Origin of the sequence: Mycolicibacterium tokaiense (assembly GCF_010725885.1) — a bacterium.
In the GTDB taxonomy this organism is placed as follows: domain Bacteria; phylum Actinomycetota; class Actinomycetes; order Mycobacteriales; family Mycobacteriaceae; genus Mycobacterium; species Mycobacterium tokaiense.
The window spans coordinates 5,442,513-5,456,748 of the sequence record NZ_AP022600.1 but is presented as its reverse complement, the minus strand read 5'-3'; the positions used below and the strand labels follow the sequence as shown (position 1 = coordinate 5,456,748).

The window sequence follows — 14,236 nt, the reverse complement described above, 5'->3', positions numbered from 1 at the left end:
CGTCACGATTGCTGGACCGGCACGGTTAGGGCGCGAACGCCCGGGGTGTCGGCGATATCATCGGGCAGGTGGTGAGTTGCCACCACCACGGTGCGCGCGGCGCTCAGCAGGCCGCCGTCGGCATGCAGCAGGGCGCGTAGCAGCGCGTCGGCGTCCGTGCGGTCCAGGTGTTCGGTCGGCTCGTCCAGCAGCACCACCTCGGCGCGGCACAGCAGCACCCTGGCCAGCAGCAGCCTGCGCCGCTGCCCTGCCGACAACGCCGCGGCGCCGCCGTCGAGCAGCGTGTCCAAGCCGTCGGGCAGGCCGTCGAACCAGCGGCCTGCGCCCACTGCGTCCAGCGCCCGGCGCAGCTCGTCGTCGGTGCAGTCGCCGCGGGCCACCAGGAGGTTGTCGCGCACCGTGGTGGCAAACACATGCGCGTCCTCGGCGAAGAACGCCACCACCGAGCGCAGGTCGGGTTCGGCCACGGCCGCCAGGTCCAGACCGCCCAGGCTGACACGACCCGACACCGGGGGCAGCAGCCCCGCCAGGGTCATCAACAGGGTGGTCTTGCCGGCCCCGCTGGGCCCCCGCAGCAGAAGCCGGCTCCCCGGGGGCAGTTCCAACGTCACAGGCGTGCCCGCGGTCTCGGTGGTGAATCCGGCGCGCAGCTGCTCGGCGCGCAGCGTGCTGTCCGCGGGGTGCCCGGTCGAGGTCTGCGGCGGCGCGGGCCGCACCAGCGCCAGCAGACGTCGGGCGGCGATCCGGGAACGCGTGAGCTGGATCGCCGCGGCCGGCAGCGCCGTGCACGCTTCGAAGGCCGACAGCGGCAGCAGCATCAGGATGGCCAGTGTCGTCGGTGCCACGGTCGGCGCGATGGACAGCCCGGCGATCACCGCGCCCAGCACGCTGACGCCGATGGCCAGGGTGGGCGCCGCTGCGGCCAGCGCCGCCGGCCTCGCGGCGCGGTCCAGTGCTGCACCCCAGTCGCGTTGGTGCTTTTGGGCTTCGGCGATGATGCCCGGCAGCCGGCCGCCGACCCGCAGTTCGGCGGCATGGTCGAGGGCCAGCATCGCCAGCACGTCACGCTCCGCGTGCAGATCCCGGGCCGCCACCTCCTGGGCGGCGGCGCCGCGAGCCGACAGCCAGGGGGCGACCACTCCGGCGATAACCAGGCAGGCCGCCAGGACGGCGGCCGCCACCGGGGAGATCAGTGCGATGGCCCCCACAGCCGCGACCGACAGCACCGCAGCGACGGCGACCGGCAGTACGGCGCGTACCAGTACGTCGGACAGTTCGTCGACGTCGGCACCCACCCGGCCGGCCAGTTCGCCGCCGCCCAGCCGGGCCACGGTGTCCACGGGGCCGTCGGCCAGTGCGCGGTAGAGCTCGGTGCGTGCGCTGCCGGAGGCGCGCAGTGCGGTGTCGTGGGAGGCCAGCCGTTCGCAGTAGTGCAGCACCCCACGCGAGATGCCGAAGGCGCGCACCGCCACCACCGCGACGGACAGATCCAGGATGGGGGGCATCTGCCAGGCCCGGGTGATCAGCCAGGCCGACACCGCTGCCAGGGCCAACGCACTGCCCAGGGACAGCACGCCGCACAGGATGGCCAGCAACAGTCGGGGTAGCCGCGGGCGCAGCAGTGTCCAGGACAGCAGCAGGGGATCAGACCGTCGCATGGCCACCCACCTCGACCACGCGGTCGGCGATCGCCAGCACCGGTGCGCGGTGGCCGACCACCACCACGGTGGCTCCGGCGTGTGCCCGCGCCACCAACGCACGCAGTACCGCGGCTTCGGTGGCGGCGTCGAGGTGGGCGGTGGGCTCGTCGAGCAGCAGCACCGGAGCCGACGACCCGAGCGCCCGGGCCAGGCCGAGGCGCTGGCGTTGACCCAGCGACAGCCCGACACCGCCGCGGCCCAGCAGCGTCTGCGTGCCGTCGGGCAGATCGGCGAGCACCCGGTCGAATCCGGAAGCGGCGCAGGCTGACTCGGGATCGACCAGAGGGCCGAACAGTGCCAGGTTGTCGGCGACGGTGCCCGGAACCAGCACCGGACGCTGGGGCAGCCAACTCAGTTGAGCCCACCAGGAGGCGGGGTCCAGGTCGGCGATGTCCACACCGGCGACCCGCACCGTGCCCTCGGCGGGCCGGGTCAGGCCGGTGAGCACGTGCACGGTGGTGGACTTGCCAGCGCCGTTGGGCCCGGTGAGCACGGTGACGCGACCCGGTTCCAGCACCGCACCCAGACCGTCCGGTGCGAAGCCGGAACGGCTTGGCACACGCAGTGATTCGATGACGATGGTGGCTCCGGCTGCCGACACCGACGCAGTGCCCGGGCGCGGGGCGGGGGTGGAGTCGATGAGCGTGAACGCGCGTTCGGCGGCCGTCTTGCCGTCCTGCGCGGCGTGGAACTCCACGCCGACGCGGCGCAGCGGCCAGAACACATCCGGTGCCAGCAGCAGCACCGTCAGCCCGGTGGCCAGATCGAGGTGGCCGTAGACCAGCCGCAGGCCCACGCTGACGGCCACCAGCGCCACTCCGAGGGTGGCCAGCAGTTCCAGCACGAAGGACGACAGGAAGGCGATGCGCAGTGTGGCCATGGTGGATCGGCGGTGTGCGGCCGACAGTTCACTGATGCGGCGGCCGGGTCCCTGTGCACGGCCCAGGGCGCGCAGGGTGGGGATGCCCGCGATCAGGTCCAGTAGCCGTGCCTGCAGCGTGGTCATGGCGTCCAGGGCGGCGGCGGACCGCTCGGCGGTGGCCAGGCCGATGAGGATCATGAAGATCGGGATCAGCGGCAGTGCCACCAGCACGATCAGGGTGGCCTGCAGGTCGAACAGGGCCATCACCAGCACGGCGGCCGGGGTCAGGATGACGGCCAGGATGAGCGCGGGCAGGTAGGCGGTGAAAAACGGCCGGAGCCCGTCCAGGCCGCGCACCACCACGGTGGCGGCCTGCGCCCGCCGCTCGGTGACGGTGCGGGGGTCACCGGCGGTCACGGATTCCAGGACCCGTCCGCTCAGGTCGGCGATGGCGCCGCTGGCGCCGCGTTGGCTCAGCCGGGCCTGCGCCCACTGTGCGCATGCCCGCACCGCCCACAGCGCGGCGAGCAACACCAACTCCGGTGCCCACCGGTCCAACGTCCGGCCGGAGGGGTCGGTGATGATGCCCGCGACGATGTGGGCCAGCAGCACCGCGGCGGCCAGGGCGCACCCGGCGATCACGACACCGCACACCACGGTGGCCGCCAGGAAGCGCCGCACCGCTGCCGAGGCCCGGATCAGCCGCGGATCCAGCGGCGCCCGGCTCCCTGGCGTGCGTGGGGTGGCGGTCAGTGCGAGTGCCCCAGACCGATGGGATCGGGTATGCGTTCCGTCGAGATGCGCTGCCGGAACACCCAGTACGTCCAGGCTTGGTAGATGATCACCAGTGGCGCGAAGATGGCCGCCGCCCAGGTCATCACCGTCAATGTGTACGGGGTGGAGGACGCATTGAAGATGGTCAGGTTCCAGTCCGGATTCAGGGTTGATGGCACCAGGTTCGGGAACAGTGCCCCGAACGCCAGCACGATCACGGCCACCACCACCAGTGTCGTCGAGATGAACGCCCATCCGTCGCGAGTCCCCTTGTGCAGCAGGGCAACTGCGGCCAGCTGGGCCACGACGGCCAGGATCAGCACCGCCCAGGTCCAGGTTTTGCCGTATCCCAGCTGGGTCCAGATGCCGAAGCAGGCCACCAACCCTGTCACCGGCCAGGTCAACAGCCGGGCCACCCGCAGGATGTCGGTTCGGATCTCACCTTCGGTCTTCAGCGCCAGGAACGCGGCGCCGTGCAGCAGGAACAGCCCGCCGGTGGCCAGTCCGCCCAGCAGTGTGTACGGATTGATCAGCGCGGCGAAGGTCGGGTGGATCTGGGCGTCCGCGTCCACCGGCAGCCCCTGCACCAGAGACGCGAAGGCCACCCCCCACAGGATGGCCGGCACCCAGGAGCCGATGGCGATCCCGAGGTCGGCGCGTCGGCGCCAGGTCGCGTCATCGATCTTGCCGCGCCATTCGATGGCCACGATCCGCAGGATCATCGACACCAGGATCGCCAGCAGGGGGAGGAACAGTCCCGAGAACACCGTGGCGTACCAGCCGGGGAAGGCGGCGAACATCGCTCCGCCCGCGGTGATCAACCACACCTCGTTGCCGTCCCACACCGGTCCGATGGTGTTGAGCACCGCACGGCGGCGCTTGTCGATCGTCACGGGATCGGAACTGCTGCCCATGCGGGCAAGGGGTTCCATCAGCATGCCGACGCCGAAGTCGAAACCCTCGAGGACGAAGAATCCGAGGAACAACACGGCGACGAGGATGAACCAGATTTCTTGAAGTCCCATGGTCGGTTGCTCCCTAGTAGGCGAACGAGAGTGGGGCCACGTCCTCGCCGCCGGGTGGCTTGGGTGGCGCCGGCTCGGAGTCGTGTTCCTGTGGGCCCGAGACGATGTAGCGGCGCAGGAGGTAGAACCAGATCACGGCGAGCACTCCGTAGACCGCCGTCAGGCTCACCAAGCTGATCCAGACCATGCCCGCCGAATGTCCGGACACCCCCTCCTGCACAGTCAGGTGCAGCAGTGGGTCACCGTCGATGTTGGGTACCACCACCCAGGGCTGGCGTCCCATCTCGGTGAAGATCCATCCCGCACTGTTGGCCAGGAACGGTGTCGGCAGCGTCACCAGGGCCAGCGTCGACAGCCATTTCTTGTCCGTGGTGCGACCGCCCCGGGTCAGCCACAGCGCCGCCAGCGCGAACAGCACCGGCACGGCCATGAAGCCGATCATGGCGCGGAAGGACCAGTAGGTGACGAAGAGGTTGGGGCGGTAGTTGCCGGGGCCGAACTTCTCCTCGGCCTGTTGCTGCAGGTCCTCGACACCGTCGAGTGTGACGCCGGTGAACTTGCTCTCAGCCAGGAACGGCAGCACGAACGGCACCTTGATGAGGTGGATGACGCTGTCGCAGTTGTTGTGGGTGCCCACCGTCAGGATCGAAAAGTCGGGATCGGTTTCGGTGTGGCACAACGACTCTGCCGACGCCATCTTCATGGGTTGCTGTTCGAACATCAGCTTGCCCTGAATGTCACCGGTGAAGAACAACGCGGCCGCCGAGATCAGCGCCACCCAGCATCCGAGGATGGTGGCGGGGCGGTACATCGTGCGGGTCTCGGGAACGGTCTCGGTCCCACTGCGCGCATTGCGCACCATCCACCAGGCGCAGACGCAGGCCACGAAGGTGCCGGCGGTGAGGAAAGCTCCGGCGACGGCATGCCAGAACGCGGCCACGCCGGTCTCGTTGGTGAACAGCGCGACGATGCTCTCCAGTTCGGCGCGGCCGGTCTCCGGGTTGTAGCGCGCTCCGACGGGGTGCTGCATGAAGGAGTTGGCGGTGATGATGAAGAAGGCTGACAGGTTCACCGCGATGGCGACGATCCAGATGCAGGCCAGGTGCACCAACCGGGGCAATCGGGTCCAGCCGAAGATCCACAGGCCGATGAACGTCGACTCGAAGAAGAAGGCCACCAGGCCCTCCATGGCCAGCGGTGCACCGAAGACGTCGCCGACGAAGCGGGAGTACTCACTCCAGTTCATCCCGAACTGGAACTCCTGCACGATCCCGGTGGCCACGCCGATCGCGAAGTTGATCAGGAACAGCTTGCCGAAGAACCGGGTCAGCCGGTACCACTCCGAGCGCCCGGTGATCACCCAGACGGTCTGCATCACCGCGATCAGCGGCGCCAGACCGATGGTCAGCGGCACGAAGATGAAGTGGTAGACCGTTGTTATTCCGAACTGCCATCGCGATACGTCGAGGGCGTCCATGGGCATCTCCGAGGGCTGCAGGTCTCATCTACTACGACACACTGTAGTAGTCGCATGGCCGTGCGACCAGCGATTCCAGCCTCGCAGGCAGTGATGTCGCCGACAAGGGACCTTTGGCTACCCGGGGAGGACTTTGGATGCTTTCCTGATGCCGAAGGCCATCACGATCTCGAACACGCCCGTCACGATCAGCCAGATGCCGACCACCAGCGCCAGTGTCGCCAGGGATTCGAACGGCAGCACCATCATCACGATGCCCGCGATCAGGGAGACCACGCCGAAGAAGATCTCCCAGCCCCGCCCGGGCAGGGTCTTGTCGCTGATCGCCGACGCGGTGGTGGCCACGCCGCGGAAGATGAACCCGATGCCGATCCAAATCGCCAGCAGCAGAACGGAGTCCGCCAGGCTCAGGAAGCACAGCACGCCCAGTACCACCGAGGCCAGGCCGCTGATGCCCAGGAGCACCTTACTGCCGACGGGGGCCCGCAGGCTGAAAGCCAGCACCACCTGCGCGATGCCCGTGACCAACAGATAGGCGCCGAAGAAGATCGCGGCGATGAGGATCGAGATGCCCGGCCAGGCGACCACGGCGATCCCGAGCAGCACGGCCAGCACACCCGATACCAGGGTGGATTTCCACAGGTGCGGCAGCAGAGACGGTGCCGGCCCCGAAACGGTAGGAGTGACCATGGCGGAAGTGTGGCACAGCAGCGTCACGGCGGCGTGGAGTTCGGGTCACAGTCGGTAACGTCGTCGAGTACACACAATGTGCTCCTGCCCCGTCGGCGCGGTGATTAATGTTTCGTTACCGGGACTGCACTCTGGGTCGCCGGTGGTTAAGGTCGTCGGCGGTCCGGGACCGCCGCAGGACGGCCCGAACAACGAGAAGAGGGAACGTGGAATCTGGAAACCAGAGCCGCTCGGGACGCCCACGCTGGTGGTACGCCACAGCGATATTCGCGGTGTCCGGCGTCATGGCGCTGTCAGGCTGTGCGGCAGGAACCGACAGTTCCGGCGGCAGTGAGGAGGAGCCCACCACCGGTGGTGCGGCCTCCTCGGGCGCGGTCGAGGAGATCGCGAACACGGTGCCCGAGGACATCAAGTCCTCCGGCAAGCTGGTCGTCGGCGTCAACATCCCCTACGCACCGAACGAATTCAAAGACGAGTCCGGCAAGATCGTCGGGTTCGACGTCGATTTGATGAACGCCATCGCCTCCACGCTCGGCCTCACCGCCGAATACCGCGAGTCCGATTTCGCGAAGATCATCCCGTCCATCCAGGGCGGCACCTTCAACGTCGGGATGTCATCGTTCACCGACACCAAGGAGCGCGAGCAGACGGTCGACTTCGTCACCTACTTCTCGGCGGGTACGCAGTGGGCACAGCGGCCGGGCTCGGGAATCGATCCCAACAACGCGTGCGGCAAGAAGGTCGCGGTGCAGGCCACCACCTACCAGGAGACCGACGAACTGCCCGCCAAGAGCAAGGCGTGCACCGACGCCGGCAACCCCGCCATCGAGATCATCCCGTTCGACGGCCAGGACGCCGCCACCAACGCGGTGGTGCTCGGCCAGGCCGACGCGATGTCGGCCGATTCGCCGGTGACGGCCTACGCCATCAAGCAGAGCGCAGGCAAGCTGGAGACCGCCGGTGAGATCTTCGACGCCGCGCCCTACGGGTGGCCGGTGGCCAAGGGATCGCCGTTGGCGCAGTCGCTGCAGCAGGCGCTCGAGCACCTGATCGAGAACGGTGAGTACGAGAAGATCGCCACCGATTGGGGTGTCGAGGCCGGCATGATCGACAAGCCGGTCATCAACGGAGCGATCAGCTGATCCATGAGTGTTGACGCCCCGCCGCCCACTGCGCCGGCTGCCATAGACGCTATTCCACTACGGCACCCCTGGCGGTGGGTGGCGGCGGCCGTCATCCTCATCCTGGTCGGGTTGTTCCTCTACGGAGCGGCCACCAACCCGGCCTACCGCTGGTCGGTGTTCATGGAGTACCTGTTCAACGAACGGGTACTGATGGTCGGCCTGGTCAACACCTTGCAGCTGACCGTCTATTCGATGGTGCTGGCCATCCTGCTCGGGATCCTGCTGGCCGTCATGCGGCTGTCGCCCAACCCGGTGTTCCGCTACGTCGCCTGGGTGTACCTCTGGGTTTTCCGCGGCACCCCGGTCTACGTCCAGCTGGTGTTCTGGGGCCTGCTGCCGACCATCTATCAGAACGTCCAACTGGGCGTCCCGTTCGGGCCGTCGCTGCTGCAGTTCAACCTGCAGGCGCTGTCGTTCCCGTTCGCGCTGGCCATCATCGGGCTGGCGCTCAACGAAGCCGCGTACATGGCCGAGATCATCCGGGCCGGCATCAGCTCGGTGCCGGAAGGGCAACTGGAGGCGTCCACGGCGCTGGGCATGTCGTGGGGCCTGGCCATGCGGCGCACGGTGCTGCCCCAGGCCATGCGGGTGATCATCCCGCCCACGGGCAACGAGGTGATCAGCATGCTGAAAACCACGTCGCTGGTGACGGCGGTGCCCTTCACCCTGGACCTCTACGGCATCACCTCACGGGAGATCGCGGCCCGCACCTTCGAACCGGTACCGCTGCTCCTGGTCGCCGCCACCTGGTACCTGGTGGTCACCAGCATCCTGATGGTGGGCCAGTTCTACCTCGAGCGGCACTTCTCCCGCGGGGCGTCGCGCAAGCTGACCACCAAGCAGCTCGAGGCGCTGGCCAAGGCGCAGATGGGGGAGCAGCCGTGACACCGATGGTCCGAGCCGAGGCGGTCTGCAAGGACTTCGGCGCACTCAAGGTGCTCAAGGGCGTCACCCTCGAGGTACAGCGCGGCCAGGTACTGGTGCTGGTCGGACCATCGGGTTCGGGCAAGTCCACCTTTCTGCGCTGTATCAACCACCTCGAGCAGGTCAACGCCGGGCGGCTCTACGTCGACGGTGAGCTGATCGGTTACAACGAACGGGGGGGCAAGCTGCACGAGATGTCCCCGCGCGAGGCCGCCAAGCAGCGTCGTGACATCGGCATGGTGTTCCAGCACTTCAATCTGTTCCCGCACCGCACCGCACTGGAGAACATCATCGAAGCACCCATGCAGGTCAAGGGTGTCAAGAAGGATGCCGCGGTGGCCCGGGCCAAGGATCTGTTGAGCCAGGTGGGGCTGTCCGCCAAGGCCGATGCCTATCCCGCCCAGCTCTCGGGCGGCCAGCAGCAGCGGGTCGCGATCGCCCGGGCGCTGGCCATGAGCCCCAAGCTCATGCTGTTCGACGAGCCTACCTCGGCACTGGATCCCGAATTGGTGGGCGAGGTGCTCGGCGTCATGAAAACCCTGGCGTCCGAGGGAATGACGATGGTGGTGGTGACCCATGAGATGGGATTCGCCCGCGAGGTCGCCGATCAGCTGGTGTTCATGGACGGCGGGGTGATCGTAGAATCGGGCGATCCCGAAGAGGTGCTGGGCAATCCGAGCCATGAACGCACCAAGGCGTTCCTGTCGAAGGTGATGTAACCCCTCGCCTGCCAGGAGTTGACGGTGGTCACAGACAGTACTGGGCCGGACGATGACGGACCCCACGGATCCTTCGGGCACTACCACCTGATGGAGGTCCTGGGGCGCGGCGGCATGGGGGTGGTCTACCGGGCGCGTGACACCCGCACCGACCGGATCGTCGCGCTGAAGGTGCTGCCCCCGCACCTGGCCGCGGACACGGTGTTCCAGCAGCGGTTCCGTCGGGAGTCGCAGGCCGCAGCCGGTGTCAATGACCCGCACGTGGTGCCCATCCACGGCTATGGGGAGATCGACGGCAGGCTGTATCTGGACATGCAGCTGATCGAGGGCATGACCCTGGGCGCCATCCTCGGGCAGCGCAGGCGGCCACTGGAACCCGCCCTCGCGGTCAGCGTCACCGAACAAGTGGCCTCGGCACTCGACGCCGCACACGCAGCGGGACTGGTGCACCGTGACGTCAAACCGTCGAACATCCTGATCTCCGACCGTGAATTCGTCTACCTCATCGACTTCGGCCTGGCCCGCACCGCCAACGACCCCGGATTGACCACCGCAGGAAGCACTTTGGGCACACTGGCCTACATGGCGCCGGAGCGCTTCGGCGGCGGGCCGGCCGATCCGCGCTCGGACATCTACGCGTTGGCCTGTGTGCTCTACGAATGCCTGACCGGCAGCCGGCCGTACCCCGACGACAGTCTGGAACAGCAGATCGCGGGCCACATGGTGACACCGCCGCCACTGCCCTCGGACACCGACCGGGCGCTGGCCGCCTTCGACGCGGTCATCGCCCAGGGGATGGCCAAGGAACCGGGCCGGCGCTACCGCACCGCCACCGAACTGGCCGTTGCGGCCCGCCGCGCTGCGCAGGCCCCCGTGACGGCCCGGCACCGCGCCCCCGTTCGGACTCGCCGGCGCAGCCTCGTGGTGCTCAGTGCCGGCGTGGTGGTGATCGCGGTGTCCGCGCTGGCGGCGTGGCACTTCGGCGCAGGCCCGCAGCGGGCCGACACCCGCGCGGTCGGCATGGCCGAGAGCACGGCGCCTCCGGCGCAACCCGCACCCGGTGCGGTGGCCCCGATCGCTGCGACGGTGCCCGCGGACATCCGCGCGGCGGGCCGGTTGGTGATCGGCGTGAACGTGCCCTACGCCCCCAACGAATTCAGAGACAGCTCAGGTGAATTGGTGGGCTTTGACGTCGACCTCATGAACGCCGTCACGCGCGTGCTCGGGCTGCGACCGGATTACCGGGAGACGGCGTTCGAGACGATCATGGGCTCGGTGCAGTCCGGTGCTTTCCACCTCGGGATGTCCTCGGTGACCGATACCGTGGCCCGCGAGCAGTCGGCCGACTTCGTCACCTACTTCGAGGCCGGCACGCTGTGGGCGCAGCGACCGGGCAGCGGCATCGATCCGGACGACGCCTGCGGGCTGCGGGTGGGCGTTGCCTTCGGCACGTTGCAGGAGACCGACGAGATTCCCACCAAGAGCGCGGCGTGTGAAGCGGCCGGACGGGCACCGCTGGACAAGGTGGTCTTCACCAGCCAGGACGACGTGACGGCCGCGCTGATCTCCGGCGCGGTGGACGCGATGTCGGCCGATTCCCCGGTCACGGGCTTTGCGGTGAAGCTCAGCGGCGGGAGCCTGGAGACCGCCGGTGAAGTATTCGACTCCGCGCCCTACGGATGGCCGGTGGGCAAGGGCTCGCCACTTGCCGAGTCGCTGCGCCAAGCGCTCGAGCACCTCATGGTCACGGGCGAATACCGCACCATCGCCACCATGTGGGGTGTCGACAAGGGCATGATCGACGCGCCGGTGATCAACGGGGCGCAGCGGTAGACCTGCTGTAGACCTCGGCCAGGAAATGCTCCACCGCCACCGCGCTGTGCATGGCCCGCGGAGATCCGAAGACGTCGAAAGCGTGCTGCGCCAGGGGCATTTCGGCGTACACCACCGGTGCTGCGCTGACCTCGCGCAGACGGGCCACAAAATCGCGGGCCTGCTGCACCGGGATCAGTGAATCGTTGGCACCGTGCAGCACGAACATCGGGGGAGCCTCGGCGCTGACGTGGTGGATCGGCGAGCTCAGGTCGAACACCTCGGGAACGCTGCCGCGCCGCTGCTTCATCACCCGCTGTTGCAACAACGGAATCATGAACGGGTGCAACGCATCGTCGCTGCGGGTGAAGTCGTACACCCCGTAGAACGGCACCGCCGCCTGCACGCGGGTATCCGCGTGCTCGAAACCGGGCTGGAACTGCGGATCGTTGGCGCTCAGCGCGGCCAGGGAGCTGAGGTGCCCGCCCGCCGAACCGCCCGTGATCGCCAGCCAGTCGGGATCGCCGCCGTATTCGAAGATGTGCTCCTTGGTCCAAGCGATCGCCCGTTTGACGTCGACGATGTGGTCCGGCCAGGTGGAGCGCGGGCTCAACCGGTAGTTGATCGACACGCACACCCAGCCCAGCTCGGCCAGGTGGCTCAGCAACGGATGCGCCTGCCCACGTTTGCTTCCCGTGATCCACGCCCCACCGTGTACCTGCAGCAGCACCGGCGCGCGGCCGTGCCTCGGCAGATCCGGACGGCGCCAGATGTCCAGGGTGTTGCGGCGACCGAACTCGCCGTAGGGGATGTCGCTGTCGTGGGCGTAGTCGCGGTAGATCCGCAGCATCCGCACCAGGCCGGGTTTCTTCGCGGTGGCGCCCCCGGGCACCGGTTCCTCCCACAGCCCGTGGGACTCGCGCCGGCGCTGCGGACCCAGCCCGGCGTCCAGCGCCGCCGTCAGCGTCGCATCGCAGGTGCGTCCGGCGTGGTGGAGCCTGACCAGGCCCAGCCAGGACATCGCAGACAGTGCCCACGCCAGCGCGGCCGTGCCCCGGCCCAGCCGGCCTGACATCGGCAGGAACGCCGCGGCGTGGCCCGCGGCCACCTGCAGTGGCAGCTCCGAGGTCACCACGCCGAAGCCGAACGCGTACAACGACGGATAACCGCGGCGATAGGGCCGGTAGGCGTTGGCGGTGAGTGCAGAGACGACGGATGACAGCAGCAGCGCTGCAGCGCGCTTGGCCCACTTCACCGGTCATTCATACCCTGCGGCCGCCGCCCTATGCTGGGCACATGCCGGACCGGGATCCCTGCGGGCCTCTGTGGCGGGCCGCCCAGGTCTTCCGGCTGCTGAGTTTCGGCTACGCCGCCGGTTTTGCGGTGGTGAGTTATGCCGAACTGGCCCGGCCCTGGCTGGCGTGGCTGCTGTTCGGTCTGCTGTCGGTCTGGACGCTGGCGTGTGCGGCGGCCTATCTGCAGGGCTTCGGCAGACGGGTGGTGTGGGTGCTCGCCGAGCTGGCGGTGGTGTGCGTGCTGATCGTGTCCACCGCCGCGGTCGCCACAGATCAGTGGATCGCTGACAACCAGTCGCTGCCGACCACGCTGTGGGCCACCAACGCCACGATCTCGGCGGCGATCCTGCGCGGACCGGTGTGGGGCATGCTCGCCGGCATCGTCATGATGGCCGTCTACGCCGGGCTCAAGGGCTCGGTCAGTTTCGACTTCGCGCGCAACGCCACCCTGGTGATCGAACTCGCGGTCGGGCTGGCCGTGGGCATGGCCGCCCAGACGGCGCGGCGTGCGCACACCGAACTGGAACGGGCGGTGCGCCTGTCGGCGGCGGTGGCCGAGCGGGAACGGCTGGCCCGCCAAGTCCACGACGGCGTCATCCAGGTGCTGGCGTTGGTGGCCAAGCGGGGTCGCGAGATCGGCGGACCGACAGCAGAACTGGCTGACCTGGCCAGTGCGCAGGAACGGGCGCTGCGCCGGCTGGTCAGCTCCGAGAGCGTTGATGCCGGCACCGAGGCGGTGGACATCCGGGCGGCGATCCGGCGACGGGCCGGTGACTCGGTGGTGGTCAGCCTGCCGGCCACCCCGGTCCTGCTGGCCACGGAGGTGGCCGCGGAACTGACCGCCGCAGTGGACAACGCACTCGACAATGCCGCCGCACACGCGGGTCCGGGCGCCTGCGCCTACGTCCTGGTCGAGGATCTGGACGACGCGGTGACCGTCACGGTGCGCGACGACGGAGCCGGGATCGCGCCGGGGCGGCTCGAGGAAGCGGTGTCCGAAGGCCGGGTGGGGATCTCCAAATCGATCGTGGGCCGGCTGCAGGCGCTGTCCGGCACGGCGACGCTGACCACCGACAGTGCAGGGACGGAATGGGAGTTGACGGTGCCGCGTGACTGAGGACAGCCTGCCGAGCGTGATGGTGGTCGACGATCACCCGATCTGGCGCGACGCGGTGGCCCGCGATCTCGCCGAGGACGGTTTCGAGGTGGTGGCCACCGCCGACGGAGTGGCGGCCGCGCGGCGCCGGGCCGCGGTGGTGCGCCCGGAGGTGGTGCTGATGGACATGAGCCTGTCCGATGGCACCGGCGCCGAGGCCACCGCCGCGGTGCTCGAGGTGTCGCCGGACACCCGCGTGCTGGTGCTGTCGGCGTCGGCCGAGCAGGACGACGTGTTGCAGGCGGTGAAAGCCGGGGCCACCGGCTATCTCGTCAAGAGCGCCTCGAAAATCGAACTGACACAAGCGGTCCGGGCCACCGCGGCCGGGCGGGCGGTGTTCACCCCCGGCCTGGCTGGGCTGGTGCTCGGTGAATACCGGCGGGTGGCCCGGCGCACTGACGGTCCCACCTTGACCGAACGCGAGACCGAGGTGCTGCGTCACGTCGCCAAAGGCCTGACGGCCAAACAGATCGCCGCCAAGCTGTCGGTCAGCCACCGCACCGTCGAAAACCACGTGCAGGCCACCTTCCGCAAGTTGCACCTGGCCAACCGGGTGGAGTTGGCGCGCTACGCCATCGAGCACGGGCTCGACAAGGACGCCTGATGAGATCCGAGTAG

At 68.6% G+C, this 14,236-nt stretch carries 12 protein-coding genes; 6 read left to right on the top strand and 6 right to left on the bottom strand.

Annotated features, from left to right (window positions below; all coding sequences use genetic code 11):
* Positions 1–2: 2 nt before the first annotated feature.
* The 5 genes from cydC to G6N58_RS26310 all read right to left on the bottom strand — a co-directional run bounded on the left by cydC (position 3) and on the right by G6N58_RS26310 (position 6,546).
* On the bottom strand, positions 3–1,658 hold the full coding sequence (gene cydC, locus G6N58_RS26330) for a thiol reductant ABC exporter subunit CydC (protein ID WP_115282048.1): 1,656 nt from the start codon (positions 1,656–1,658) through the stop codon (positions 3–5).
* Positions 1,645–3,243, bottom strand: a complete 1,599-nt coding sequence (gene cydD / locus G6N58_RS26325) for a thiol reductant ABC exporter subunit CydD (RefSeq protein WP_115280877.1) — start codon at positions 3,241–3,243, stop codon at positions 1,645–1,647. Before cydD ends, cydC begins: the two co-directional genes overlap by 14 nt.
* Before the next feature lie 68 nt (positions 3,244–3,311).
* On the bottom strand, positions 3,312–4,361 hold the full coding sequence (gene cydB, locus G6N58_RS26320; RefSeq protein WP_115280878.1) for a cytochrome d ubiquinol oxidase subunit II: 1,050 nt from the start codon (positions 4,359–4,361) through the stop codon (positions 3,312–3,314).
* A 13-nt stretch (positions 4,362–4,374) separates the two neighbouring features.
* Complete coding sequence (locus G6N58_RS26315; RefSeq protein ID WP_115280879.1) at positions 4,375–5,838, bottom strand: cytochrome ubiquinol oxidase subunit I; 1,464 nt, start codon at positions 5,836–5,838, stop codon at positions 4,375–4,377.
* 117 nt (positions 5,839–5,955) lie between these two features.
* Positions 5,956–6,546 (bottom strand): HdeD family acid-resistance protein, encoded by a 591-nt coding sequence (locus G6N58_RS26310; protein WP_407664189.1) that lies wholly within the window; start codon positions 6,544–6,546, stop codon positions 5,956–5,958.
* A gap of 266 nt (positions 6,547–6,812) precedes the next feature.
* Here G6N58_RS26310 and G6N58_RS26305 point away from each other — a divergent pair, with 266 nt between their 5' ends.
* The 4 genes from G6N58_RS26305 (at position 6,813) to stpK7 (ending at position 11,188) form a co-directional block, all read left to right on the top strand.
* The gene (locus G6N58_RS26305) at positions 6,813–7,670 is read left to right on the top strand and encodes an ABC transporter substrate-binding protein (protein WP_115280880.1); all 858 of its coding nucleotides are present in this window, start codon (positions 6,813–6,815) and stop codon (positions 7,668–7,670) included.
* Between the two features lie 3 nt (positions 7,671–7,673).
* Entirely contained in the window at positions 7,674–8,597 is a 924-nt protein-coding gene (locus G6N58_RS26300) for an amino acid ABC transporter permease (protein ID WP_115280881.1), read from the top strand.
* 5 nt (positions 8,598–8,602) lie between these two features.
* Positions 8,603–9,355, top strand: a complete 753-nt coding sequence (locus tag G6N58_RS26295; RefSeq protein WP_115282050.1) for an amino acid ABC transporter ATP-binding protein — start codon at positions 8,603–8,605, stop codon at positions 9,353–9,355.
* 90 nt (positions 9,356–9,445) lie between these two features.
* On the top strand, positions 9,446–11,188 hold the full coding sequence (gene stpK7 / locus G6N58_RS26290) for a serine/threonine protein kinase StpK7 (protein WP_115280882.1): 1,743 nt from the start codon (positions 9,446–9,448) through the stop codon (positions 11,186–11,188).
* Here stpK7 and G6N58_RS26285 read toward each other — a convergent pair.
* Complete coding sequence (locus G6N58_RS26285; protein WP_178057584.1) at positions 11,169–12,422, bottom strand: alpha/beta hydrolase; 1,254 nt, start codon at positions 12,420–12,422, stop codon at positions 11,169–11,171. The two genes, stpK7 and G6N58_RS26285, sit on opposite strands and share 20 nt — an antisense overlap.
* Positions 12,423–12,463: 41 nt before the next feature.
* On the opposite strand from G6N58_RS26285, the gene macS reads away from it, so the two are divergent.
* Positions 12,464–13,579: a MacS family sensor histidine kinase gene (gene macS / locus G6N58_RS26280; protein WP_115280883.1), complete on the top strand. Its 1,116-nt coding sequence runs from the start codon at positions 12,464–12,466 to the stop codon at positions 13,577–13,579.
* A 19-nt stretch (positions 13,580–13,598) separates the two neighbouring features.
* A complete protein-coding gene (locus G6N58_RS26275) occupies positions 13,599–14,222 on the top strand; it encodes a response regulator (protein WP_163908679.1) in 624 nt (207 codons plus the stop codon).
* Positions 14,223–14,236: the final 14 nt, after the last annotated feature.

Bases quoted from the DNA above. Each gene is read 5' to 3' on its own strand.
- cydC (WP_115282048.1), bottom strand. From the start codon at position 1,658: ATGCGACGGTCTGATCCCCTGCTGCTGTCCTGGACACTGCTGCGCCCG.
- cydB (WP_115280878.1), bottom strand. From the start codon at position 4,361: ATGGGACTTCAAGAAATCTGGTTCATCCTCGTCGCCGTGTTGTTCCTC.
- G6N58_RS26315 (WP_115280879.1), bottom strand. From the start codon at position 5,838: ATGGACGCCCTCGACGTATCGCGATGGCAGTTCGGAATAACAACGGTC.
- G6N58_RS26305 (WP_115280880.1), top strand. From the start codon at position 6,813: ATGGCGCTGTCAGGCTGTGCGGCAGGAACCGACAGTTCCGGCGGCAGT.
- G6N58_RS26300 (WP_115280881.1), top strand. From the start codon at position 7,674: ATGAGTGTTGACGCCCCGCCGCCCACTGCGCCGGCTGCCATAGACGCT.
- G6N58_RS26295 (WP_115282050.1), top strand. From the start codon at position 8,603: ATGGTCCGAGCCGAGGCGGTCTGCAAGGACTTCGGCGCACTCAAGGTG.
- stpK7 (WP_115280882.1), top strand. From the start codon at position 9,446: ATGGAGGTCCTGGGGCGCGGCGGCATGGGGGTGGTCTACCGGGCGCGT.
- macS (WP_115280883.1), top strand. From the start codon at position 12,464: ATGCCGGACCGGGATCCCTGCGGGCCTCTGTGGCGGGCCGCCCAGGTC.
- G6N58_RS26275 (WP_163908679.1), top strand. From the start codon at position 13,599: ATGGTGGTCGACGATCACCCGATCTGGCGCGACGCGGTGGCCCGCGAT.